The sequence below is a fragment of the Exiguobacterium sp. Leaf196 genome (genome assembly GCF_001423965.1).
In the GTDB taxonomy this organism is placed as follows: domain Bacteria; phylum Bacillota; class Bacilli; order Exiguobacteriales; family Exiguobacteriaceae; genus Exiguobacterium_A.
The window spans coordinates 144,327-168,890 of the sequence record NZ_LMPV01000007.1; the positions used below are offsets into that span (position 1 = coordinate 144,327).

The 24,564-nt window shown below is 49.0% G+C and carries 28 protein-coding genes; 8 read left to right on the forward strand and 20 right to left on the reverse strand.

The annotated features are described in order from the left end of the window. Nucleotides 1–23 precede the first annotated feature (23 nt). Together ASG02_RS10050 and ASG02_RS15605 are read left to right on the forward strand one after the other, a co-directional pair. Nucleotides 24–920 (forward strand): alpha/beta hydrolase, encoded by an 897-nt coding sequence (locus ASG02_RS10050; protein ID WP_056063057.1) that lies wholly within the window; start codon nt 24–26, stop codon nt 918–920. A gap of 15 nt (nt 921–935) precedes the next feature. Beyond that, a complete protein-coding gene (locus ASG02_RS15605) occupies nt 936–1,103 on the forward strand; it encodes a hypothetical protein (protein WP_156359000.1) in 168 nt (55 codons plus the stop codon). A 49-nt stretch (nt 1,104–1,152) separates the two neighbouring features. On the opposite strand, the gene ASG02_RS10055 is transcribed toward ASG02_RS15605, so the two are convergent. The 14 genes from ASG02_RS10055 to ASG02_RS10120 form a co-directional block, all read right to left on the reverse strand. Next, complete coding sequence (locus tag ASG02_RS10055; protein ID WP_035410098.1) at nt 1,153–1,977, reverse strand: squalene/phytoene synthase family protein; 825 nt, start codon at nt 1,975–1,977, stop codon at nt 1,153–1,155. Between the two features lie 194 nt (nt 1,978–2,171). Next, a complete protein-coding gene (gene csrA / locus ASG02_RS10060) occupies nt 2,172–2,396 on the reverse strand; it encodes a carbon storage regulator CsrA (protein ID WP_035410102.1) in 225 nt (74 codons plus the stop codon). Then, nucleotides 2,396–2,836 carry a flagellar assembly protein FliW gene (gene fliW / locus ASG02_RS10065; protein ID WP_056063060.1) on the reverse strand — a complete coding sequence of 147 codons (441 nt, stop codon included), beginning with the start codon at nt 2,834–2,836 and terminating at the stop codon, nt 2,396–2,398. The genes csrA and fliW overlap by 1 nt, the downstream gene beginning before the upstream one ends. Nucleotides 2,837–2,840: 4 nt before the next feature. Further along, nucleotides 2,841–3,419 carry a DUF6470 family protein gene (locus ASG02_RS10070; protein ID WP_056063062.1) on the reverse strand — a complete coding sequence of 193 codons (579 nt, stop codon included), beginning with the start codon at nt 3,417–3,419 and terminating at the stop codon, nt 2,841–2,843. Between the two features lie 13 nt (nt 3,420–3,432). Continuing rightward, nucleotides 3,433–4,371: a flagellar hook-associated protein FlgL gene (gene flgL / locus ASG02_RS10075; protein ID WP_056063065.1), complete on the reverse strand. Its 939-nt coding sequence runs from the start codon at nt 4,369–4,371 to the stop codon at nt 3,433–3,435. A 7-nt stretch (nt 4,372–4,378) separates the two neighbouring features. Beyond that, nucleotides 4,379–5,905 (reverse strand): flagellar hook-associated protein FlgK, encoded by a 1,527-nt coding sequence (flgK, locus tag ASG02_RS10080; protein ID WP_056063068.1) that lies wholly within the window; start codon nt 5,903–5,905, stop codon nt 4,379–4,381. Nucleotides 5,906–5,917: 12 nt separating this feature from the next. Further along, nucleotides 5,918–6,325, reverse strand: a complete 408-nt coding sequence (locus ASG02_RS10085; RefSeq protein WP_056063071.1) for a flagellar protein FlgN — start codon at nt 6,323–6,325, stop codon at nt 5,918–5,920. 96 nt (nt 6,326–6,421) lie between these two features. Next, a complete protein-coding gene (flgM, locus tag ASG02_RS10090; protein WP_035410118.1) occupies nt 6,422–6,670 on the reverse strand; it encodes a flagellar biosynthesis anti-sigma factor FlgM in 249 nt (82 codons plus the stop codon). A 36-nt stretch (nt 6,671–6,706) separates the two neighbouring features. Then, nucleotides 6,707–6,985, reverse strand: coding sequence for a hypothetical protein (locus ASG02_RS10095; RefSeq protein ID WP_156359001.1), 279 nt, complete (start codon nt 6,983–6,985; stop codon nt 6,707–6,709). A gap of 144 nt (nt 6,986–7,129) precedes the next feature. After that, the gene (locus ASG02_RS15825; RefSeq protein WP_235514027.1) at nt 7,130–7,534 is read right to left on the reverse strand and encodes a ComF family protein; all 405 of its coding nucleotides are present in this window, start codon (nt 7,532–7,534) and stop codon (nt 7,130–7,132) included. Nucleotides 7,535–7,767: 233 nt separating this feature from the next. Further along, the gene (locus ASG02_RS10105; protein ID WP_162236132.1) at nt 7,768–8,979 is read right to left on the reverse strand and encodes a helicase-related protein; all 1,212 of its coding nucleotides are present in this window, start codon (nt 8,977–8,979) and stop codon (nt 7,768–7,770) included. A gap of 243 nt (nt 8,980–9,222) precedes the next feature. After that, nucleotides 9,223–10,071, reverse strand: coding sequence for a DegV family protein (locus tag ASG02_RS10110; protein ID WP_056063083.1), 849 nt, complete (start codon nt 10,069–10,071; stop codon nt 9,223–9,225). A gap of 134 nt (nt 10,072–10,205) precedes the next feature. Then, nucleotides 10,206–10,898, reverse strand: coding sequence for a response regulator transcription factor (locus tag ASG02_RS10115; RefSeq protein ID WP_029342537.1), 693 nt, complete (start codon nt 10,896–10,898; stop codon nt 10,206–10,208). After that, nucleotides 10,895–12,067: a sensor histidine kinase gene (locus ASG02_RS10120; protein WP_035410131.1), complete on the reverse strand. Its 1,173-nt coding sequence runs from the start codon at nt 12,065–12,067 to the stop codon at nt 10,895–10,897. Before ASG02_RS10120 ends, ASG02_RS10115 begins: the two co-directional genes overlap by 4 nt. Nucleotides 12,068–12,166: 99 nt before the next feature. Between ASG02_RS10120 and ASG02_RS10125 the strand changes: the two genes are divergently transcribed. The 3 genes from ASG02_RS10125 (at nt 12,167) to ASG02_RS10135 (ending at nt 14,300) form a co-directional block, all read left to right on the forward strand. Further along, the gene (locus tag ASG02_RS10125; RefSeq protein ID WP_056063086.1) at nt 12,167–12,808 is read left to right on the forward strand and encodes a YigZ family protein; all 642 of its coding nucleotides are present in this window, start codon (nt 12,167–12,169) and stop codon (nt 12,806–12,808) included. Nucleotides 12,809–12,877: 69 nt separating this feature from the next. Continuing rightward, nucleotides 12,878–13,909: an LCP family protein gene (locus ASG02_RS10130; RefSeq protein WP_056063089.1), complete on the forward strand. Its 1,032-nt coding sequence runs from the start codon at nt 12,878–12,880 to the stop codon at nt 13,907–13,909. Then, complete coding sequence (locus ASG02_RS10135; protein WP_056063092.1) at nt 13,884–14,300, forward strand: GNAT family N-acetyltransferase; 417 nt, start codon at nt 13,884–13,886, stop codon at nt 14,298–14,300. The genes ASG02_RS10130 and ASG02_RS10135 overlap by 26 nt, the downstream gene beginning before the upstream one ends. Nucleotides 14,301–14,346: 46 nt before the next feature. Here ASG02_RS10135 and chrA read toward each other — a convergent pair whose 3' ends face one another. The 4 genes from chrA to ASG02_RS10155 are packed head-to-tail and all read right to left on the reverse strand — an operon-like array spanning nt 14,347 to nt 18,220. Then, complete coding sequence (chrA, locus tag ASG02_RS10140; RefSeq protein WP_056063095.1) at nt 14,347–15,501, reverse strand: chromate efflux transporter; 1,155 nt, start codon at nt 15,499–15,501, stop codon at nt 14,347–14,349. Between the two features lie 52 nt (nt 15,502–15,553). Further along, nucleotides 15,554–16,657, reverse strand: coding sequence for a DUF418 domain-containing protein (locus ASG02_RS10145; RefSeq protein ID WP_056063099.1), 1,104 nt, complete (start codon nt 16,655–16,657; stop codon nt 15,554–15,556). Nucleotides 16,658–16,715: 58 nt separating this feature from the next. Then, the gene (locus ASG02_RS10150; protein ID WP_035410148.1) at nt 16,716–17,759 is read right to left on the reverse strand and encodes a glycosyltransferase family 4 protein; all 1,044 of its coding nucleotides are present in this window, start codon (nt 17,757–17,759) and stop codon (nt 16,716–16,718) included. Nucleotides 17,760–17,818: 59 nt separating this feature from the next. Continuing rightward, complete coding sequence (locus tag ASG02_RS10155) at nt 17,819–18,220, reverse strand: hypothetical protein (protein ID WP_035410150.1); 402 nt, start codon at nt 18,218–18,220, stop codon at nt 17,819–17,821. Between the two features lie 293 nt (nt 18,221–18,513). On the opposite strand from ASG02_RS10155, the gene ASG02_RS10160 reads away from it, so the two are divergent. After that, complete coding sequence (locus ASG02_RS10160; protein WP_056063100.1) at nt 18,514–19,998, forward strand: N-acetylmuramoyl-L-alanine amidase; 1,485 nt, start codon at nt 18,514–18,516, stop codon at nt 19,996–19,998. A 91-nt stretch (nt 19,999–20,089) separates the two neighbouring features. Here the strand turns inward: ASG02_RS10160 and pgmB are convergent, their stop codons facing one another. Next, nucleotides 20,090–20,761 (reverse strand): beta-phosphoglucomutase, encoded by a 672-nt coding sequence (gene pgmB / locus ASG02_RS10165; protein ID WP_035410155.1) that lies wholly within the window; start codon nt 20,759–20,761, stop codon nt 20,090–20,092. Nucleotides 20,762–21,039: 278 nt separating this feature from the next. On the opposite strand from pgmB, the gene secA2 reads away from it, so the two are divergent. Together secA2 and ASG02_RS10175 are read left to right on the forward strand one after the other, a co-directional pair. Then, complete coding sequence (gene secA2, locus ASG02_RS10170) at nt 21,040–23,403, forward strand: accessory Sec system translocase SecA2 (RefSeq protein WP_056063103.1); 2,364 nt, start codon at nt 21,040–21,042, stop codon at nt 23,401–23,403. Beyond that, complete coding sequence (locus ASG02_RS10175; RefSeq protein ID WP_056063106.1) at nt 23,387–24,148, forward strand: SLAP domain-containing protein; 762 nt, start codon at nt 23,387–23,389, stop codon at nt 24,146–24,148. The genes secA2 and ASG02_RS10175 overlap by 17 nt, the downstream gene beginning before the upstream one ends. A 38-nt stretch (nt 24,149–24,186) precedes the next feature. Here the strand turns inward: ASG02_RS10175 and ASG02_RS10180 are convergent, their stop codons facing one another. Further along, nucleotides 24,187–24,519, reverse strand: a complete 333-nt coding sequence (locus ASG02_RS10180; protein ID WP_056063108.1) for an Asp23/Gls24 family envelope stress response protein — start codon at nt 24,517–24,519, stop codon at nt 24,187–24,189. Nucleotides 24,520–24,564 lie beyond the last annotated feature (45 nt).

The following is a 24,564-nucleotide window of genomic DNA, read 5'->3' on the forward strand; positions in this document are numbered from 1 at the left end:
CCGAACGAAAGGAAGGAACACGGGTGTGGAAAAAACATCGTAAGAAAATCATCGGCGGGGTGATTGTCATCGTGACGCTTGCCGTCATCGTCGTCATCGGGATTTCCGCTTATGTCGGCTCATCGTTGACGCAACCGGAGCGCGAAGCCTTGACGACGACACCGAAAAAAGCGGAAGGACTCGACTATGAGGACGTCACCTTCCGCTCCTATAAAGACCGGACACGTTTGTCTGGCTGGTGGATGCCTAGCGAGGACGCAAAACTGACGGTCGTCTTCGCCCATGGTTACGGCAAGAACCGGGAGCAAGAAGATGTTCCAGTCTTCCCGTTATTCAAGAAGTTCCACGACGCCGGCTATAATGTCTTGACGTTTGATTTCCGGGGATCCGGTGAATCGGACGGAAAACGCGTCACGGTCGGTGCAAAGGAACAAGATGATTTGCTGACGGCCGTTCGCTACGCGAAGTCGCGGTCTTCAAAACCAGTCGTCCTCTACGGTATCTCGATGGGCGCTGCGACATCACTCGTGACCGCTCCAAAGGCGGACGTCGTCGGTGTCATCGCCGACAGTCCGTTTAGCGATCTCGAGAACTATCTCGCAACGAATCTGCCTGTCTGGAGCGGATTACCGAACTTCCCGTTCACCCCGATCATCCTGGAGATCACGCCACCTCTGACTGGCCTCAATCCAGAACGGGTTAAACCGATTGAAGCGGTTCGACGGATCGAGTACCCGATCCTGTTGATTCACGGGAAGGATGATGATGCGATTCCCGTCACGGAAAGCATGAAGATCCAAAAAGCTGCTCCGCGCTCGGAACTCTACGTGACGGAAAACGGCGGACACGTCCAGTCATACGCGCATGACCGGAAGGCGTATGAAGATAAAGTGTTGACCTATCTGTCTGACTTGCATTGATGGAAGGAGAGACACATGCAACAGCTATCTGTGTTCTTGACCTGGTTTGTCGCGTTGACGGTGATGACGATCGGACTACTCGTCTCCCGTTGCGTCGGTTATCGTTTGCCCTATGGACGGACGATCGCTTTGATTTGGACGGGTTCTGCCTTGATTGGACTCGCTTTTTATCTATTACGTTAAAAACAGCCGCCCACTTCCTTGACGGAAACGGGCGGCTGTTCGTTTGTGCTTATCGTTTTAGTACGGCGGCGCCGACGATCTTCAAGACTTCCGGACGACTCAGTTTTTCTTTCCCTTTTGCAAGGGCATCCAGCGTTCCATGTGCGAGTGCAAGTGGAATGTGACAGAATTCATAAATCGTCGTCTCCTTCGGAATGGACGCAAGGTACGCATCGGCTTCTGCAAGGTTCTCACGCGCATAGGCGAACATCGTATCCGTCGTCCAACCAGGTGGGAAGTAGCCGACACCACGCTCCGCATCTTCCTGTTGGTTACGAAGGATGTTGACGGCTTGCAAACCACGACCGAATCCGATCGCTTGCTGTTTATCGGTGACGATACCAGCCTTCCAGTACCAGATGTCGGATAACATGACACCGACAAGTCCCGCGACATAGTATGTGTACTCATCAAGATCCGCTTCCGTCTCGACCGTCCAGTCACGCTCAGCCCAGACCGCCATGCCTTCTGCCATCTCAGCCGTCGAATCGAGCACTTTCGGACGAATCGCAGCCGGACAATAGGCGATCCACTCCGGTAGACGAAGGGTCACTTCTGGTAGGTGTGCCGTATACGGCGCAATTAACTCAAGATAGGCGGTAGCGGAAAATGTGCCCCGCATCAACAATGCCGTCTCCCGGAGCAACATCGTCTTGACGTCCGTCGCCAAGTCTTCATGATCTTCAATCTCATCGATGGCGCGCATGCATAGATAAGCAGCACCGACCGCTTCCTGTAAGTCTTGCGATAGTCGACTAATCGGGATATAGAAGGTGCGACTCGTCGCTTTCAATACTCGGTTCGCGTCTTTTTTCAGCTGCTTCGTCTCATTCATTCCTGACAACTCCCTCTTTGGCTCAAAAGGTTTCTTTTCTCTCCATTACTATACACGATTCAACGCGTTTCAGCATTCGTTTCATGATAAGAAAGACTCCCTTTGCGCTAGATTCAGGCAAAGGGAGTCTTTTCATCCTCGTTTGAAGCATATCGTTCACAAGAAAAATACGTTCCAATGACATTCAAATGGAATCATTTTTCCTGTTGTTTCAAGAGTTGTCCGATCAACCCTGTGCTACGGGAGGCTTCCGTGTTCTCTTCTTGGATCGACAAGTAGACTTCCTTCCGGTGGATGTCGACCTGTCGCGGTGCCTTGATACCGAGCTTGATTTGATCGCCTTCAATCGCAAGAATTGTCAGTTCAATGTCATCACCAATTTGAATCGCTTCTCCCGTCTTTCGTTTGAGTACCAGCATCAGCGACCACCTACTTCCGTCAGGCTGCCGATCAGATGACGATTCGTATATGTATCGTCTAAGATGATTTGTTTCGCGAGTCGTTGTTTCGTCTCCATGACGAAGGGTGCCCGTAAGTTCGTCGTCGACGTCGTGAACGGATCTCGTAACGTGACCGTCGTATAGACAGCGACTTGCGCCGTATCCTCAATCCCGAGCTGTTCTTTTGCTGCGTCCGGTAACTCGAAGACGTATTCCGGATCAATCCAGAAGGGGTTCGTCACGACGAACGCACACTCCGGCTGATCAATCGATTGAAACGACCAAAACGGTACGCCCTCTCCGAACGGGAGCAGGATGAAGCGCTTTGCGTCCGGAAAACCTGGTAATTCGGACGCGAAAGTAATGATTTCCGTCTCGTCAATCGTGATAGTTCCAAAAAAATCGGTTTCGATTTGCATGTCGTTATCCTTCCCCGTCGAATATGCCACCAACCGGCCACATATTCAATTGATTTTGTTCTTGTAAGAAAATCTCGACCTGTCCGTCTTTTACGGTCAGCTCCGGTTGATGCGTTTCGACATCGATCTTCGGACGATTCGCGGTGTAGCTCAATCGGACTTCCGCCGGTGTAAAGGTCGTCTTGACCCGATCAAGACTCCGCGGGATGAATCCGAGTGTCGTCACTTCGGCAGGCGGTGCGTCGTTAGCTTTTGCAATCCGCGCGACCGTTCCCCCACCCTGCTCGATCCGCATCAGTTGATCCCCTTCCGAAGCTCTCTGCGCGACCGCTTCCTGTCCCTTTTGTCGACCGTAGGCAGCGTACTGCCGAACGGACTCGAGCGCAGGAATACGCCCCATCTCGATCCAGGCTTGTGTCGAATCGATCTCAAGACGTGCCGCGACGGTTTCAATCGACAGTTCCCCGCGAGGCTGTTCGATCGAAAGGGAGGCAGGTGTCTGCTTCTGCTCGATTTGCGGACGCGTGATGTTCATCCCGATTCGTGCTGCCGTCTGACGCATTTCAAGATGTGGAAGATTCATCTGCCTTCACCCCTTATCGTAGGAAATCGAGTAACGTCGGTTGAATGATTCGTGCTCCGGCGCTGAGAGCCGCTCGGTGTAACGTTTCGTACGACTTCAGTTCCATAATGACTTTTTCCGCCTCGATGTCTTCGTTATCCGACATGACCGTCTTTGCGATGATTTCCTGATCCTCGAGCCGTGACGTGTTCAAATCCATCCGGTTAACCCGTGCCCCGAGATCCGCACGCGTCTCGACCGTGCCGTTCACCATCTCATCGATATCCTTCAACATACCGGATAAAGCAGCTCCATTATTGTCAGCATTCGTCCCTAGGGCATCGTAGACTTTTTTCAACGTTTGGAACGTTCCCGGTCCAAAGACGCTAAGTGGCGAAATGTTGACTTGGACCTCGATACCGGAAGAGACTTCATATTGAATCGATTCCGTCTCCTTACCTGTCGGATCTCCATCCGTGAAGACATCGTCAACAGGACCTGAAGCACTTGCTAAGTAATCACGCAATCCGTCCATCGAGACGAATTCCGTATCCGTCTTCGTCCCGTTGAAGATCCCTTTTTCATTGTATTTCGTATTCGCGAGCGTCCCGATGTGTTCGATCAATTGACCGACCTCGCTTTGGATCGCTTTACGCTGTGTCGCATCATACGTATCCGTCGCCGCCTGTGTCGTCAACTCACGAATCCGGCTCATCGCCGACGTGACTTCGTTAAGGGCCGAATCCGTCAAGTCCATCCAGCCCGTTGCTTCACTGGCATTTTTCTTGAACTGTTCGACTTCTCTTACTTCCGTCCGGTAACGCACGCCCTGCATCGCGACGACCGGATCATCGGATGGACGCTGAATTTTCTTCCCGCTGATCAATTGCTCTTGAAGCGTGCTCAAGCGCTGATAGCTAGAGGATAAGTGCCCGATATTTGTTTTCGTCAACATCGTTTGTGTTACTCTCATCTATTCATCACCGTCCTACGAGTCCCATACCGTTGATGATTTTATCGAGCATCTCATCGACGGTCGTAATATTTCGTGCTGCTGCATTATAAGCGTGTTGATACTGAATCATCATCGTCATCTCTTCATCGATCGAGACGGCAGACATCGACATACGGCGTTGATCCGCACTCTCCATCAAGACAGCGGCACTCTTCCCGAGGCGCGCGACTTGTTCGGTCGAGACTGCCATGTTGCCGATGACGTTTTGATAGAACGAGCCGATCGTTGTCGTCGTGTTCGACTTCGTAAACGTAATGCTTGCCGTCTTCATCTTCGCTAGTTTCAGCGCACCTTGGCTGTCACCGATGTTTCCGTCCGTCGACGTCGCAATGTTATCGAGACTCGCTTTGATGTCCGTACCGACAGAAATCGTTGCTGCCGTGATGTCGCCACTTGTCGAAGCAAAGAACGCGTTCGATCCCGCCGTCCCGTCTTTTTTCAAGTTCGTCGCGTGCGCGGTGTTGAATGCATCGGCGAAGGTCTTCGCCATCTCATCAAGTTGACTCTCCATCTTGACGTATTCACCGACAGCTTGACCGTTTCGTTCTTGCCCGTACATCTCGATCAATCCTGTCAAACGACCTGTTGCGAAACCGCCTAGCTGATCGAACGTGTAGGTTTGTGTCTCCGATTTGAAGCCTGTGTATAGTCCTTGATCGTTCGTCGTGAAGGTTAGTGTTCCTGCTTTCGGTAAGTCGGAGTCGACCGCAAGCAGCTTGTCCCCATTCGGAAACTTGATGTTGACGTCAATACGTCCTTCTGCATTGCGTAACGCGTTCCCCATCTTCCCTGTTTCAATCGCCTGAGCATCTACCGTCACTTTTTCGAAATCGACATATTGAGCAAGTTCATCAAAGTAGCGATCACGTTCATCATAGAGCGCGTTCGGCAAGGTACCGAGCGGTTCGACGACATGGATTTCCGTATTGATGTTATGGATTTTTTGCAAGAGATCATTGACTTTTTTCGTCGAGACATCGATTTCACTTTTTAAGTCTGATTTGACCTGATTGATTGCCTTCGACATGTAATTGAAGGTCTGTGCGAGCGTCTCTGCTTTTTGCCGGACGACACTGCGCGCACCCGAGTCCTGCGGATTCGTCGACAAAGTCTGAAGTGATTCCCAGAATCCGTCGAATGCCTTCGCAAGACCCGTATCCGACGGTTCATTGATGATATCTTCCATCCGTCCGAAAGCCGCTTCCTTTGTACCGTAATAGGAAACTTTCGTCACTTCATCCCGGTATTGCTTATCGAGCATGATGTCACGAATCCGCTCGATCATTTCTCCGCGGACACCCGTTCCGACTTGACCATTTCGGCCAGATCCAAGCGATATCGAAAGCTGTTCTGTTGTTCCCATGACGAGACGCTGACGAGAGAATCCTTCCGTACCGGCGTTCGCAATGTTATTTCCAGTCGATTGCAGGGCCCACTGGTTCGTCGTTAATGCCCGACGTCCTGTCTCAAGCCCCATGAAAGTCGATCCCATCCGTATTCCTCCTTACGCGTTTCGGTTAAAGTGTGTCTGGTTCAGTGCGGACTGACCATATGTGAAGTCGTCTGCTTCTGGAATCAAGAGTTGGAGATGCCAATCCAAATAGTGCAACGATTGCTCGAGCAACTCTGCGTTCAGTGCATTCAGCTGCCGCAACTGACCGATCGTCTGCAACAATGTCCGGAGTGAGTCGATATCTTCCGGGTGCGTCTCGATCCATTCGGTCATCGTCACGCTACCCATGAGTGCAAGTCGCTCTTGCTCTAATGCTTCAATCCGCTTGATATGTACCGGTTCTTCCTTGACGATTTCAGACAAGCGACGCATGTCGTTTGCAATCAAGACGTGCTTCTTTTCTTCTGCGAGCGCGAGCAATTGAGCGTGCGCCTCGTTGAGTTGATTGATGAGTTGCATTCGGTTTCTCCTTCCGAATTAAAAAGGTTCCATTCATATAAAAAACGACCCGCGCATCCGTGCCCCGAGTCGCCTCCATTTTCTACGATGTCCCGCTTACAGGTTCAAGAAACGTTCCGCGATTTTTTTCGCGTCCGGTTTATAGGTTCCATCCTGGATCGCCTGCTTGAGGGATTCAATCTTTTCAGTCCGTGACGTCTGTGTCTCATTGAAACGCGCGCGCGCTTCTGTTGAGATACTGACTTCGTCCGGACGGTTCGTGCGTTGGTTTTTTGTTCCTTCTACTGATTGAGTTCTTTCGTACGTTTTGGGCATGTTCACCCATTTCGTAGAATCAATTCGCATGTGAACACCTGCTTTCTAGACTACAAGATTCTTAGTTCAAGTCCGATACGTCCTTGGTTTCGAAGAGTCAGAAGAGTCAAGCATCGCCTGGGCGAGGTCACGTCGTAAACGATCACGACATGCGGCACAAATCGTGCCTTCACGGGAGGGCTTCCCGCAACTCTCACACATGATTTCCATTTGGGAAATCTCGGAGATCAATAAGCGCCCTTCCTTGATGTAACGGAAGACGGTATCTTGACTGACACCCGTTCCGATCTCGACATCTTTAGGTGAAGTCCGGATTTTTCGTCGTTCTCGCAGAAATTCGCGCACCTTCTCAAAATCCGTATGATCCTTTCGTATGCAATCAATACACAGTTCTGAAGATTGACGCACGACTAACTTTCCGCAAGATTTACAATTGATGACATCCATTTCTTTCACCTCATACAGAGTATCGGCAGGATTGTCGCTTTCTTAAACACTTCGAAATAAAGTTACAGCAGAAATTTCTTTTGCGCCTGCTTCCTTCAGTCGAAACATCGCTTGCCGAAGAGTCACACCTGTCGTGTAGACGTCATCGACGAGCACAATGTTCTTCCCTTTGACATCATTTGTCACGCAATACGGATTACTTCGCGCAAGCCGAGCCTGTCGTCCTGCCCTACTTTGGGCAGGACCCTCCAAACGACTCAAATACGGCGCGATTTTCCCACGCATCTGGCGTGCGATCAACTCCGCTTGATTGAAACGACGGTCTGCGAGACGCTCGGTGCTTAACGGTATCGGAACAAGAACAGCTTGTTTGATTTTTACCTTCTTCAAGTCATCGGTAAACATCTCAAGCAACGCAGTATCTCCGAGAAACTTGAACCGACGCATGAATTCCTTGGCTGCATCATTGTACAGATAAAGAGGTGTCGTCTGGAGCGTCAGCCCTTGTTGCCGCCACGCCGTACAATCTGAACAGCATGGCGAACCCGGCTTTCCACAATCGACGCATTCCCCTCTTTTTACAAACTTTATTTTACAGGTCAGACAGGTCACTTGCCTAGTCCAGAGATTTCCGAGTTCCCAACTAGGTAGATAGACCTCTTGACAGAATAAACATCGATTCATGGTTGCACGGCATTCGCTTTTTTAATGTGATGGATCGCTTCATACATCGCATCACTTCGGTCATTGGCGCAAAATAAAATGTCACCATCCGGATGTGCCGACGATCGTCCGACACGTCCGCTGATTTGAATCAAGGCTGCCGTACTGAATCCTTGATCGGCATCAAGAATCGCAACCTGGACGTTTTCGATCGTCACACCCCGCTCTAGAATCGTCGTTGTCAGTAAGATTCCTGTCGATTGTCGAAAGCGTTGGACCTTCTCGACTCGTTCTGAATCCGCGGCATGGACCGTCTCGACGGTATAGCCTGCATCTGCGAATCGGTTCTGCCATCGCTCAAGCTCCGCAATACGCGAGACGAACACGAGCCGTGGTACAGCAGCATGACGCGCCAACCAATCGAATACGATCTGTTCGGTATAAGGTACGACGAGCTTTGGTACCGGTAACGGATACCCGTGATAGCGCCGCATCAGTCGGACTATCGGAAAGCGTCGATGCCAAAACGAAGGGGTGGCGCTTAATAAAATCAAGGCAGCGTCTTTCGTCATCGCTCGTTTGACGTACCGGTGCAACGTCCGGTCCATCCGGTAAGGGAAGGCATCGACCTCATCCAAGAAGACGACATCGAAACAATGCCGGTAATGAATCAATTGGTGTGTCGTACTGACCGTGATGTCACCTAACTCGAGACGCTCCGACGAACCCCCGTATAAAGAGACAATGGACGTATTTGCGAATGCTCGCTTCAAATGCCCTGTCAATTCCCGGACGACATCTGCCCGAGGTGCTGCGACAAGAACACGTCGTCCGTTTGTAAGCGCGTCGGCGATTCCTGGAAAGAGCATCGGCGTTTTTCCGGCACCACACACGGCATGGACAAGAAGTCGTTTCGGACGCAAGACGGTCTGCTGGATTGCTTGTGCGATGCGCAGTTGCGCCGGCGTCAACAACAATGGTCCGTGTTGCGACGGGATCACTGGATCAAGCGCCCCCAAATCCGTCACGAGCCTCCCGCAGCTTCGCAATTTGCCATAAGCGAGACATTTTCGGCAATAATAACAGGCTTTTCCACATGTACAGGCACCTCGTACTGGTAGTGCGCCACACCGTTGACAACGCCATGTCACGGCTGGCATGTATCGATATGTTTCGTTTGGTGTATCTATCCATTCAGCAGGTACAAGTCGTCCTCGAAGATCCATCATCATGACCTCTCCTTTCTGTGACGTTCCTTTCTCGCATATGCCTGGTATCTCCTTGTCCGCATTCGTTCCTGCTCCATCGCTTTTTTCCTCAGTCAATTTAAGAAAATAGTGTACGTTATGTCTCTAAAAGTTGTCGTAAGTTGAGTCATTCATGAAAATCGAGGATTTTGACAAAACAAAAGCAACAGGTATTCTCAATGTAAGAGAATTCCTGTTGCTCATCTGTTTTATCGGTTATGTTGTTCATTCCGCTGCATGATACCATGTGATCCCAATTGCACCAGGTCCGAGGTGGGTCCCGATGACGGGTCCGAAGAAGCTCATCTCGATGCGCGCCTGCGGGAAAAGTGCCGTTAGTTCGGCAATTTCTGCTTCTGCTTTCATAGAATCCTCAGCATGGATGACACCGATGACATATCCTGCTCCGTCCCCTTTGATGTCTTCCTTCATCATTTCCTCGATTCGATTGACCGCTCGCTTGAACGTCCGGATTTTTTCGAACGGAACGATTTTCCCGTCGATGAAGTGAAGGACCGGTTTTATCTTCAGAAATGAGCCGACGAATGCCTGTGCGACACTCAAACGTCCACCACGCTGAAGGTGGGCTAGATCGTCGACGACGAAGTAGGCTCGAATCTGTTTTTTTAATGTCTCCAGACGATTAACGATCGTCTCTGCCGTCGCTCCTGCATCTCGCAAACGAACGGCTTCTTGGACGAGAAACGCTTGCGGCATACAGGAAATACGTGAATCGATTGGATGAACGTTAACATGCTCCACCATCATGTTGATCGTATGTAACGCTTGATACGTTCCACTGATCCCACTCGATAGTGTGATACCGATGATATCCGTTCCTTCCGGCAATTGCTCGAACGACGCAACGAGATCACCGATGTTCGGTTGTGATGTCGTCGGGAGGCTGCCTGTCTGGATGCGTTTATAAAATTCAGCTACTGAGATGTCAAACCCTTCTCGATAGGCGTCACCGTCGAAGATGACACTAAGTGGTGCGACGTGCACTTGATGTTCTTCACAATAGGTAGTTGGCAGATAGGCTGTGCTATCCGTTAAGATCACAATCTGGCTCATCCGTGAATTTCCTCGCTTTTATAGTTCCGTCGTGACGCTGCCGAATGTGACACGCCACAATCGTTTTTAAGTGTAGCATTTTTCCTTGGATAAAAAAAGAAAGACGGGAGCCCCGGCTCCTGTCTTTCGAGATATTAGACGACGACCCATCCACGGCGGATTGATTCGACGACGGCACCAGTACGGTCCGGTACATTCATCTTCCGAAGGATCGATGAGACGTGGTTCTTAACCGTCTTTTCACTGATGTATAATGTATCGCTGATCGCGCGGTTTGAGAAGCCGTCCGCCAGTAACTGTAAGACTTCGCATTCGCGACGTGTTAGAACGTGGAGCGGTGCTTCCGCGACTCGTTTTTCAACAGGCTGTGATGCCATCGTTTGTTTCATCTTCATCAAACGACGATATTCCTGTAACAAGTTCGGTGTGACCTTCGGATGGACGTAGCCACCTTCGCGGTATACGGAACGAATCGCATTGACGAGCTCATCGGTTGCCATTTCTTTTAAGAGATAACCGACCGCGCCTGCACCAAGTGCATGCATGACATATGTCTCATCATCATGAATCGATAAGATGATGACACGGACGTCCGGATAGACTTCCATCAGACGTTTTGTTGCTTCGACACCATTGACTTGCGGCATGTTGATATCCATTAAGACGATATCCGGTTGGTGGGTTTCGACGAGCGAGATGACTTCCGCTCCACTTTCCCCCTCCGCTACGACGACGAACTCTTCTTCGAAATCAAGAATTCGTTTAACGCCTTCGCGGAATAACTGATGATCGTCGACGATGACTACTTTCACTTGCTCGTTGTTCACAGTGTTTCCCCTCTCGCTTCGGATTCCTCGATTGGAATCTTTACCTTGATGACCGTACCTTTTCCGGGTTGCGTCTCGATTTCGAATTCACCATCGATCAATTCGATCCGTTCACGCATACCGACGAGTCCGAATGACTCGTCACACGACGCGACGATGGAATCAAAATCAAATCCAACGCCATTATCCTTTACATGGATTCGTACGGAATGTTGATATTGTTCTATGATAATACGAATGTCACTCGCTTTGGAATGCTTAACTGCATTTTGAACGGCTTCTTGCACGATTCGGAAAACGGCGACTTCATACGTCGAATCGATTCGTTCACCGCCTCCGAGATAGTTAAAGTGAACCGGAATATTCGAAATTTCTTGAATATGACGAAGATAACGTTCGAGCGTCGGAACGAATCCGAGATCGTCAAGCGTCATCGGACGTAAATCATAAATGATACGACGGATATCAGCAAGCCCATCCCGAATCAACGTCCGTAAACGGTGAATCTCTTCAAAAGCTGCCTCTGCCCCATTGTGCTGGTGAATCTTTTCAATCAAATCTGCCCGGATCAAGACATGGGCAAGCGTCTGTGCCGGACCATCATGCATATCGCGCGACAGCCGGCGGCGTTCATTTTCGGCGGACTGGAAGACTTTTAGACCCATCTCCTGCTTTTGCATCGCCTTTTCATATTTTTCATTCATCATCTGCATATCGTCCGTCAAGAAGTTCAAGACGACCGAGACACGTCCAATCAATTGATCTGCTCGTTCTATCGTCTCATCGAGCTGAATCAGTCGGCGCTCGAGCTCATCACGTCGTTTTCGGCAATTCATCTCGTCTCGTTGATTGATGAACGATTCGAGCTGCAACGCGTTTGCAGTCTCATAGGCCGACCGGACATCCTGTTCCGAGTAGCTGTCGAAGTTCTTACTGACGACGACGAGTCGCGCCTTCGCATCCTTGATGTGCCGTTCAAGTCGTTCTGCTTCTTTTATATAGTCGTGCACCCGAATCTTCAGGTCGCGTAGTTCTTGCTGAATTTCGGCATACTGCTCGCGAGAACTTTCCGTAATCCGGACGATTTCTTCCCGACTCTCTTCTACGACGCCGATGATGTTCTGTACGATATCATTCAAGGATAGCCGCTCCCTCATCTCATTCGTCATGGTACTCCCTCCATTCCTTGCCAGTCGTCTACGGTTGTCTCTCTCTTGGAACGTCGTTATGCTAGAAAGAACTAGTTAACGAGGAGGACATTTTTGATTATGACATTATCTAATTATTATACAGTAAAAGAAAACGGTTTCCACGAAATCATTATCCAAAAGTCACGATTCATCACCTATTTAGCGCGTGCAACGACGGAAGAACAAGCCCAGGCGTTCATTTCCGAGCTGAAAAAAAAACACCACGATGCGAACCATAATTGTTCCGCCTACGTCATCGGTGAACGCAATGAGATCCAAAAAGCGAACGATGACGGTGAACCGAGCGGAACGGCCGGTGTTCCAATGCTTGAAGTATTGAAAAAGCGAGACTTACGCGATACGGTCGTTGTCGTGACACGATATTTCGGCGGCATCAAACTGGGTGGCGGTGGATTGATCCGCGCTTATGGTTCGAGCGTTTCTGAAGCACTGAACGCAGTCGGCGTCGTCGAACGGATCGAACATACTGTCGTTTCCGTCACCGTCGATTATACATGGCTTGGAAAACTCGAGAACGAACTGAGGGCAAGCGTCCATCAAATTGATCAGATCCATTACCTCGATCAAGTCCAGATCGACGTCCTCGTCAAAACAGCCGATGTTCCGGATTTTCTCGACTGGATGACGAATATGACGAATGGTCAAGCCAATTTGTCAAGCGGCTCTAAACGCTACCTCGAACGTGACATTATTTCCTAAACTGCTATACTGATTGTAAAGAATTTTAAAGTTTTTTAAAAATTCAGATAAAGTTAGGAGTTAATGAACGTGGAAGAGCGAACCCGAAGCAATAAAAAAAAGATAAAGAAAAAACGTTCTTGGTTCAAAGTGTTCGTGATCAGTTTTCTTATCGTGCTTATTGGCGGAGGGGCGACCTTCGCGTATGTCGCGTACAAGACATTTCAGACCGCAAACGACTCAAAAGTCGATTTAGCTCGTGGGGACAAGTCTGAGAAACGAAAAGCTGCGATTGATTTGACGAAAGACCACTTTTCTGTCTTGCTTGTCGGAACGGATGAACGACCTGGCGATACCTCCTCACGTGCTGACACGATGATCGTCGCGACATTCAACAAGAATGATCAGACGGTCGATATGGTCAGTATTCCTCGTGATTCACTTGTCCAGATTCCTTCGGTTGGTTATGAAGATAAGATCAACCATTCCTATGCCTTCGGTGGCATCGATTCAACGATTGAAACCGTCGAGACATTACTTGATATCCCAATCGACTATTATGCCTCGATCAACTTCAACGGTGTCGTCGCGATCGTTGACGCCTTAGGTGGCATCGATGTCGACGTCAAATTACCGATCGATACGCTCGACTCATCCGATAAGCGCAATGGCGTCAAATTGGAGCCGGGGAAACAAACGTTGAACGGAGAGGAAGCACTCGCTTATGCCCGAATGCGTTATCAAGATCCTGAAGGTGATATCGGTCGAACAAAACGCCAACAACAAATCGTCGAAGCGATCGTCGATCAATCCACCTCATTCGGTTCCATCACGAAATTGAACAGTCTGATGGATGCGACCGGTGATAACTTCAAAACGAACATGTCGTTGACGGAAGCATTCCAATTGCAACCATTCATCAAAAAAATCGGTTCGATCAACCGGATTGATTTAAAAGGAACGGATACGAAAATCAACGGCGTCTACTACTACCAACTTGATCCGACTTCACTTGCGGATACAAAAACGACGTTGAAGGAACAGCTCAATCTACCGACTGACGAGACGACGGACGGCACGACGACGGAGGCTGCAGATGATTCGGTCACTTCAACCAACTGATCATACGTCACTATTAGACGTTCAGCGCCGCGCTTACAAGATTGAAGCACGATTACTCGAAACTGCTGATTTCCCGCCATTACGCGAAACGATTGATGACATCAACATAGAGGCACCGACTGGTTTTGTTTATGTTATCGACGATAACATCACTGGTGCCGTCACGGTTGACGCTCTGACAATCACCCGTCTCGTCGTTGATCCGGCATACTTCCGGCAAGGGATTGCACAATCTTTGTTGCAACATCTATTCGAACACAGTCACGCAAAACATGTCATGACCGGCGCGCGTAATCTTCCCGCGCTCGCTCTTTATGCTCGCTTCGGCTTCACGGAAGTTCGACGCGTATTCCGCGATGAGATTGAACTCGTCTTCTTGACGCGCATGTGACGTCTAATAACAAAGCAGCAGTGGACAAATGTCCGCTGCTGCTTTGTTATTGGAAGAAAAGAAACCCAAGCACTGCACCGATCAGAACGATGCGAAGCGGTGACTGCTTGTAAAAACGTAACAGACAAAATAATCCGAAAGCCATCAAGAAGTCGAGTCCACTTTTAATACTCGATGTAAAAATCGGATCGTACAATGCCGCGAGTAAGATACCGACGACGGCAGCGTTGACCCCGATCAACATCCGACCAACCGACTGATTTTTTCGGATGCGATCCCAGTACGGCAAAACACCGATGACGAGTAAGAAACCGGGTAAGAAAATCGCAAGCGTCGCAAGGATGCCTCCAGAAATACCAGAGATGATCGTACCGAGATACGTCGCGAATGTGAAGAGAGGTCCTGGTACCGCTTGTGCCGCTGCATATCCGGCAAGGAACGTATCCGTATTCATGAGTCCAGGTACGAGCGATTGCTCAAGAAACGGCAAGACGACGTGCCCGCCACCAAAGACGAGAGCTCCGGCACTGTACATGATACTCGTCAGCTGGATGGTTCCAGTTGTCGCTTGAGCGAGAAACGGTGTGACGGCGAGTAAGACGAAAAACAAGACGAGTGCGGTGACGCTAAGCCTTCGTGGTACGCGAATTGACAACGAACCATCTGTCTTCGTTTCTTCTTTGAACCAGAAGAAGGCAATAAGACCAGCCAGCAACAAGACTCCGACTTGCGCCAATGGATGGGCGATCAAGAGCACGGCTGCGAGCGCCAGTAACATCAAGGTCAGGCGTTTGGCACCTGTCGCAAGCTTCATTCCCATACCCAGAACGGCGTCAGCGACAATCGCGACCGCAACCAGTTTTAATCCGTGAATGAAGCCAGCTTCCGCGACGTCGAACCGGGTCGCAAGAAGTGCGAACAGAATCAAGGCGATACTCGACGGTAACGTGAAACCGATGAAGGAAATGATCGCCCCCGCTACCCCACCACGGATCAATCCGATGCCCATCCCAACCTGACTCGAGGCCGGTCCGGGTAAGAATTGACAAAGGGCGACTAAGTCAGCATAGGCTTTCTCGTCAATCCATTTCTTTCGTTTGACATATTCTTCATAAAAATACCCGAGATGGGCGACCGGACCACCGAATGACGTTAACCCGAGCTTGAACGATACAAGGAAAATTTCAATTAAGCGATGCATGATTCACCTCCATCTCTCATTTTACACAAAAGATGTTAAGTTCTTGTGAACTTCAATGATTTTTCTTCCCGTATGTTCCTTTTCGCCACAATTTCTCCATGGGACCTTGCGCATGATGCTTTAGATATCTGTTTGATGCGATACCTTGCGTAATCAAAAGCAGGAATACAAGTAACAGACCTTGCCATAAAGGCGTTGTTTCATACTGACCGCTTAGGAAAATGAAGCATGTGAAGACGAGTGTGTGCATCAAGTAGTTCGTCAACGCCATCCGTCCAAGTCCAGCAAACCATCGCATTCGTCCAGCACGAACGAGTAGCGCGACAGCACAAGCATAGGTGATGGCAAGCGTCCGGCCTGATAACCAGACATAAAATAGATTGAACGAACCGTCCGGTACGTCCATGTGTGCCCGAATGATTCCTACGAACGATGGCACCGTCAGCAACAAGCTGATTCCGAGCGTCCACCAGAGAAAACGATTCGTCGGTGGTCGTGCGCTGAAACGTTCCATTAAAAATGCCCCGATTAAAAATAATGACAGGATTTCAGGCCAAATGACACCGGTGTTCATGAACGCTTGCGGTATTTGAACGGTTACTTCATCGTGAATGAAGCCGACAATATCCCGGGAAGCGACCATCGATTGTACGAGGTCATTTCCCTCTACAGTCGATTCATCCCCGAATTCGGTCGCATACCAGTAAATCGCTATGTAAATCAGGAATGCATAGACCTGACACACAGCGGCGAATAGCAATTTCGTAATCAGCTTTGCTTTCGAGAACAACAACAAGATAAACCCAGTCAGCGCATACGTATGTAAAATATCGCCCTGCCACAAGCATAAATGTACTAGTCCAATGAGAAAAAGAATCCCCAGACGACGCGCAAAAATCATCTTCGATAATCCTTTTTGTCGCAAACGCTGGATGAACAAATAGAATCCTGCTCCGAACAAGACACTAAACAGCGTATAGAATTTCGTCTGGATGAAGAGGTCAAAAAACAGACGAATCCATTGGTCCACTTCCCCCATCATCGCATGTGATCGATCGCCAAGAAAACTTGGCATATTGACGAATAGGATTCCGCATAATGCAAAACCCCGTAACACATCTAAATAAACGATGCGTTGATTCAACTGTTGTTCCAACCTAACACTTCCTTCCTAAAAAAAGACCGCTCATTTTCTGAGCGGTCTTTATCATACGCTATCTCGATGTAAAACGTTCCAACAAATTCAATAATGGACGATAGCGTTCACCGAGCAAACCAAGCGACTCGACTAAAATATCGAGGACCAGCAGTAACATGACGAGGGAGACAAGTGCCCCAAGTGAGTTCGTCTGAGAAAAGAGAACTGCCGTCATCCCAAAAATTGCACAGAGTCCATAGATGACAAGGACCGCTTGTCGCATTGTAAAGCCAAGATCAAGTAACCGGTGATGCAAATGAGCTTTGTCCGGTGCGAATGGCGGTTTTCCTTGCAACACCCGGCGGACGATCGCAAATAACGTATCGGAAATCGGGATACCAAGCAAAATGACCGGGACGGCAAGTGAGAACAGCGTCACGTTCTTGAATCCAAGTAACGACAACACACCGAGCATATACCCGAGGAACAAAGCACCCGTATCGCCCATGAAAATCTTCGCTGGGTAAAAGTTATGGAACAAGAAGCCGAACGTACTCATCAATAAGAGAATCGCGACGATCGTCACGTAGACGTTTCCTTGGATGACGGCAAGACTGATCAATGTCAACAAGACGATACTTGAGACACCGGCTGCTAAACCATCTAATCCATCAATCAAGTTGACGGCGTTCGTGATCCCGATGACCCAAAGGAACGTCAACGGAACACTCCACCACCCGAGATATAATTGTTGGTCGAACGGTAGATTGATGAACTCGATCCGAATCCCACCGTTGAGGACAATGACGGCGGCAACGATTTGCCCCATCAGCTTTAAACGGGCATTGAGCTGGAATCGATCATCAAAGGCACCTGTCAAAATAATAACGAATCCGCCGACTAGAATATGCGTCGCATACGGACTCGAAGGTTGTAAGATAAAATAACCGATCATGAACGCGATATAGATCGCAAGTCCGCCAAGTCGCGGCATGATTCGGACATGTACTTTTCGCGCGTCTGGACTGTCAACGGCACCGACTGCAATCGCAAAGCGTTTCACGACGGGTGTGATCAGTAAGGCGGCGATAAAACAGACGATGGACGCAGTCCATAACATAGTAACATCACGCTCCTGCGCGAATTATATCATAAAAAAAAAGAGCCGACGAGCGGCTCTTACATGAAGATCGGTACTTCAGCAGCTGGATCATATGTATAGATACCGCGTCCGACTTTCTTAATGGCAGGGTTTGCCTGTTCGACTTTCGCCATCAATTGATAGATATTGCTGATTTGGTGACGATAACGTAACTCGAGTTCCATTTGGATATCACGAGCTGTCATCGATTCACGCTCGCGCATTAAATCACTGATTTGGTGCACGTAGACTTCTAGTGGATACCGTTGATTGACGCGACGTTGCTTTAACGGACGCTCATGCGTGACGGCGATTTCTTGCGAATGTTCTCCCGTTCCACGGCTTAATTCCGAGATCAAATACTCGGCGCGTCGTTGCAGACGACGGTATTCCTCTTCGATTTCCATTAGTTCGCGGTAGATGTGTTCACTGTTCCCCATTCCTTGCCCCTCTTTCCTATTTTATACATTAATATTTCAGTTGTGTTTCAATTGTATGTATTTTGAAATATATTAAACTATAATTTGCCTCGATAATATATAATTTCTTTAATTATTTAATTATCCTGTAATATTTTCATATCCTTACCGATAAATTGGCTACACTTCATATTAACAGAAAGGAATGAAAACGGAACATATAATTTCGAGATTTAACTATTTTAATAATACTTAAGTTCTATTAATACAAGATATATCTTTCTTATTTTAACGAAAAGGAGACTGGAAATTTAATGGGCAAATTACCTAAAACATTTCAGACCGCTTTAGTACTTTCGTTGGTATCCGGTTGCTTCGCTTCTACTTCTACTGTATCGGCTGCGACCGGCACAACCTTTACGAAAACTTCGTATCAGACGACGGATGCTTTGAATTTACGTAGTTCGAATTCGACCTCTTCGAAGAAACTACTGACGATCCCGAAGACGACGAACGTCACGTCAAACTACCGTAAAGGCTCTTGGTATAAGTTGTCATATAAAGGAAAGACGGGTTATGTGACGGGATCTTACCTGAAAAAGATTGAGAGTGGTACGTCCTTTACGAAGACGTCCTATAAGACGACCGATGCGTTGTCCTTACGTAGTGCGGCAACGACGTCTTCTAATCGCTTGTTGACGATTCCTAAAGGGACAGGCGTACAATCGAGTTTTAAAAGCGGAAATTGGTATAAAGTGACCTATGCGAACAAGATTGGTTATGTTTCGGGTTCTTATTTGAAGAAAGTAGCTGCACCAACTAAAACCACGGTCTATACGACGACCGATCGCTTGAACTTCCGTTCGTCCCCTTCGACGTCCGGGAAAGTACTTACAACGATTCCGAGTGGAACAGCAGTCAGCTCCCTCGCCGTTAAATCGAACTGGCATACGGTGCAGTACCAAGGGAAGACAGGTTATGTCATGGGGACATACTTGAAGAGAGGGGCTTCCGTCCCTGCCTCGACGACCGGAAACGTTGACTACAGTGGTTCGAAGATGTATGTCTTGATCTCGTCCGGTAACAGTGTCGCTCTTCGTGCGAATACTTCAACGCTCAGTGGTCAAATCGCCCGTCTCGGTCGGGGGACCCCTGTCGTCGTCACGAATCCGCGGCATCAAACGAAAGGCTTCGTCGCCGTCCGGACAGCGAGTGGTCAAAGCGGTTATGTCGATGCGACGTATCTGACATTGTTCCAACCGGCACCATCAAACCGTCCATTGCTTGTCCTTGACCCAGGTCATGGTGGACATGACGCAGGCGCGGTTCGTTACGGCGTTACGGAACGTGACATCGTCCTTGCAGTCACGAAACAAGTCGCTGAACGTCTTGCCGGAAAAGTCGATGTGACGATGTCACGTTATACAAACGATTACTACCCGTCACTTGGAGAACGGAGCGCCCTTGCGAACAGTCATGCGACGACTGCTTTCGTCAGTGTTCATATCAATGCTTCAACGAGTGAACAGGCATATGGAGCAGAGACCTTCTACTATAAGGGTGCTTCTTCGATCAACCTCGCTCAGAACGTTCAGCAACGTCTCGTCTCGTATGCTGGCATGCGTAACCGAAGCGTTCACTATGCGAACTATGCTGTCATTCGCGGCACACAAGCGCCATCGATTCTAGCAGAACTCGGTTTCCTCTCGAACAGTTCGGATCGTGCGAAACTTACGAATCCGACATATCAATCCCGCTACGCGCAAGCAATCGCGGACGGAATCCTCGCTTCGCTTTAAATCAACCGCATATTAAAAAGGATCGCTCAGGGAAGCGATCCTTTTTAAATACATAACTTTCAAGGAATGTCCTTCACCATCAGGGAATGGTTCAGACAAGGGAGCGACTAGCGAGGATTTGCTCAAGGGAAAGCAAATCTGTCGAATCGACACGATAGTCTGCCTCATGGAGTGCCGACTCCGGTCCGACTCCGACGGCATACATGCCGGCAGCGTGGATGGCAGTAATGCCAGCCGTCGCATCTTCTACACCGATGCAACGACTCGGTTCGACGTCGAGTGCTTCTGCAGCACGGAGAAACACTTCAGGGTGTGGTTTCGATTGTGCAACAGTCGCAGCGTCTACGATGTCATCGAAATAATGTCGAACCTTTAATGCCTCAACGACCATCAGCGCATTTTTAGAGGCGGACGCCATTCCGATCTTCAGCCCAGCGTTTCGGATTTCATCGAGGAATGCAGTGATTCCAGGAAGAAGATCCTGTTCAGAGATGTGCTGGATCAATGTGACATAGTGTTCATTTTTCTTAGCGGCGAGTGCTAGCTTCTCGTCCTCTGAAAAAGCGTTTTGTTTTCCGCCAAGCGCAAGGATACGCTCGAGTGAATCCATCCGGCTGACACCCTTTAATGTCTCATTAAATTCCCGGTCGAACGGGATATCCAAATCCTCTCCTAATTGTTTCCACGCTAAGTAGTGATACTCCGCTGTATCGGTAATTACGCCGTCTAAATCAAAAATGACCGCTTCGATCGTTGGTGCCATCCGACATCCATCCTTTCTTCCATCGTCCATGCAAGGCAAGAAATCGAATGACTTTGCGCAAACGATTGCACTTGCCTCATGAATAATTCTACTGGTTCTCTCGACTCTTTGCAAGCGTTATCAAATATTTCTGATTCTTTGTTTTTAAAGCTGAGATACCTTCTTTTTGATAACGCTTTCAATTTTAAGGGAATGTTTTACTTATTTCGTTTTTTACTATTCGTTTTACAATTTTTAACTGCTATAATGACTTCATAGCATATGAGGGAGTGACGAAGATGTTTCAACGTGTTAAACAGTTGTTGAATGATCAAAGTCGAAGAGTTCATCGTTATGAAAAAATCGTAACGACGATCAATAGCTTAGAACGAGAAATGGAGCAAACATCTGATGAAGCGTTACGGGAGTTGACGATTTCGTTGCGGGAACGGCTACGAAACGGAGAACGGATTGATGCAATCTCACCAATGGCGTTTGCGCTTGTTCGAGAAGCGAGTAAACGGACGCTCGGCTTACGACACTACGATGTGCAGCTCATGGGCGGACTCGCACTACTGGAAGGACAAATCGCCGAAATGGCGACAGGTGAAGGAAAGACGCTCGTCGCTTCACTCGCGAGCTTCACCCAAGCGTTATATGGAAAAGGCGTTCACGTCATTACCGTCAATGAGTATCTAGCACGACGCGATGCTGAACAAATCGGTCAGATCCACCGTTTTTTAGGATTGCAGGTCGGAATCAATTCCGCTGAAGCAACGTTTGAGGAAAAACGGATTGCCTACGCAGCAGATATTACATACGGTGTCGGGACTGAATTCGGATTCGATTACCTGCGGGATCATCTGATCATGGAGCCGACGGAACGTCTGCAACGGCCCCTGCACTTCGCCTTAATCGACGAAGTCGATAGCATTTTAATCGATGAAGCGAAAACGCCACTCATCATGGCGGAACGAGACAGTGTCCACGAAGGATTACAACAACTCGTCCGTCATGTCGTCCAGACGTTTGAAGACGAGCGGGATTATACGTTTGATGAAGAAATCAAAGCCGTCGCCTTGACCGATCATGGCATCGAAACAATCGAAGAGGCGTTTGCGATTGATCATCTGTTTGCCGCCGAGCATTCCGTCCTCTTCCATTACGTCATTCAAGCCTTACGTGCCCATGTCGTTCTCAAACGAGATGTCGATTATATCATCAAGGATCAAAAAATCGCGCTCGTCGACCTCTTCACAGGTCGTCTGATGGAAGGACGCAGTCTATCCGATGGTTTACACCAAGCCCTTGAAGCAAAAGAAGGGGTTCCGGTCACGGAAGAGAACCGGACGACCGCCCAAATCACGATCCAACATTACTTCCGTCTCTATCATCAGGTAGCTGGAATGACCGGTACGGCGGCGACGTCACGGGAAGAATTTCAAAAGACATACGGCATGGACGTCGTGACGATTCCATCGAACCGCCCGAAAATTCGGATCGATGCAGAGGACGTCGTCTTTGCAACACGCGACGAAAAGCTAGAAGCCATTGCGCTGGCAACAAAATCGGCACACGTCACGGAACGACCGGTTTTGATCGGGACTTCATCGATTGAACAGTCTTTGCGCGTCGCGAAGACACTTGATGCGCACGGACTCACCTACGAGATCCTGAACGCTAAAACCGTCGATCAGGAAGTCCGGATCATTGCGGCTGCCGGACAAGCTGGTCGAATCACGATCGCGACCAATATGGCAGGTCGCGGAACGGATATTTTACTCGATGAAGCGGCACGACAACAAGGCGGCTTGTTCGTCATCGGTACCGAACGCCATGAATCGATCCGGATCGACAACCAGTTGCGTGGTCGGGCAGGTCGCCAGGGTGATCCTGGATTGACGCAGTTTTATCTTTCGCTCGAAGATGAACTGCCACGCCGTTTCGCGCGCGATCGCCTCGAGCGTGTGCAACAAAAAGTACGAAATACTGCCGGTCCGCTCACTTCGCGTGACGTCCGGGATCTATTGCAGTTCGCTCAGTCGACATGTGAATCTGTCAACCGAAGTGTTCGGGATGAACTCGTTCAGCTCGAAGAAGTCATCAGTGAACAACGGCAAGCGATCTATCATCTCCGGAACAGAATCGTTGATGCGACGTCACTCGAGGATATCGTTCAGCCATTTGCAGGACGTGTCTTGCCGTCGATCCTCGACCAAACACTCTCTGACGATCTCGTTCCAGAAGAATGGCCACTGGCTCTCGTCATGACAGAACTCGAGCAACTGTTACATCAACCAATCACGTTAGAACGACTGGAGACGATCGACGAGATGAAACGACAACTCGAGCCGCTGATTGCTGAAACCGAAGCCCTACTCGTTGCCCATGTCACAGCTGAAAAAGAGACCGCCAAACGTTTCATCCTGCTTGCACTGGACGAGCAATGGACGCGCCACCTGACGGCGATGAACACTTTAAAAGAAGGGATTCATCTCCGCAGTTACGGACAAGAACAACCGGTCCGCATCTTCGAACGGGAAGGCATGGATTATTTTGAATATGCCATTGCAAGTTTCGAGAAACAGGTCCTTTCAGGCATTTGCCGCGCCGAACAGACACACGATAGCGAAGGAGAACTGCACCATGCACACGTCGAATGAAGTGTTCCGTCCCCCGCTCTACTTCACGGAGGACATGCCGATCGTCAAGGAAGATGAATACGTCTTTCGTCACGTCGTGAAACAACTGCCTGATCTAGAAGCCAATCAGATGGCAATCCATCTGTTTCAAGTCTTATCACACCGTCCACTTCATGTCATCGCCTTGTTCCAAAACACGTTGTCTCGGTCGTTCCATCTGAATGACCTCGTCGTCCTTGCTTTATCCGGTGATGAACTTGTTGCTCGTAAAGTTCTCAGTATCGAGGAGGTCCCGGTCATCCTTCCGATGGCGACGTTACCGCTCTGGTTGACGTTTGAAGAAGACGAATGTTTCGTCGACCTCGAACAGTTGACGGAGCCGCTACAACTCGTCTTCTCAAGCGAGACTCTGACGGAGCTCTTCATCGAAGACGACTCCACGGAACTCGAGCAACGGATGATCCGCCAAGTCGCTTATTCGCATCCGACACCACCCGCAGACGGTTGGTCCCTCTTACCAGTTTCAATCATGCGCGAGCTAGATACTGTGACAGCAATCGTTCTCGTCCGTAATGCGAGCGATCAGACGCTGACACTCGAGGCGCTAACGCTTGAACTAATGGATGACGAAACGCCAATCGCAGATGTCACCCATCCCGGACTCTCCTTACCTGCTTATAGCCAACAAGCAATTCGTCTCCGTTTTTCCTGCACCGCCCCGCACGTCGATGCTCTCGGACTCCGCTATCTCCCACCTTCTTCATAAAAAAACGTCTCGGCACACAAGATGCCGAGACGTTTTCCTTATCCTTTTAAGAGTCCGATGACACGGACGTTGATTGCTTTGGGTTGGAACGCGAGCATGTTTTCCATGTCTTGCGCGATTCGTTCTTGGACTTTTCCAGCTGTCTTGATGATCGACATGCCGTATTTGATATGCACAGATAAACTGACCGTGATGTAGCCGCCGACATCTTCGACTTTTACAAGTTTGACCATCTGTTTTTCCTGTAATTTCGAATCGTCTGCTGTAAAGGCAATGCCTTCTGTTTCTTGAACGGCTACACCTGCGATGACCTCGATGACTTGTTGCGAGACGTTCACGACACCATCCGCATTATTTAAATTATATGACATACCTTCCACGCCCTTCGTCTAGTAATCCATCTATCTAAAGTGTAA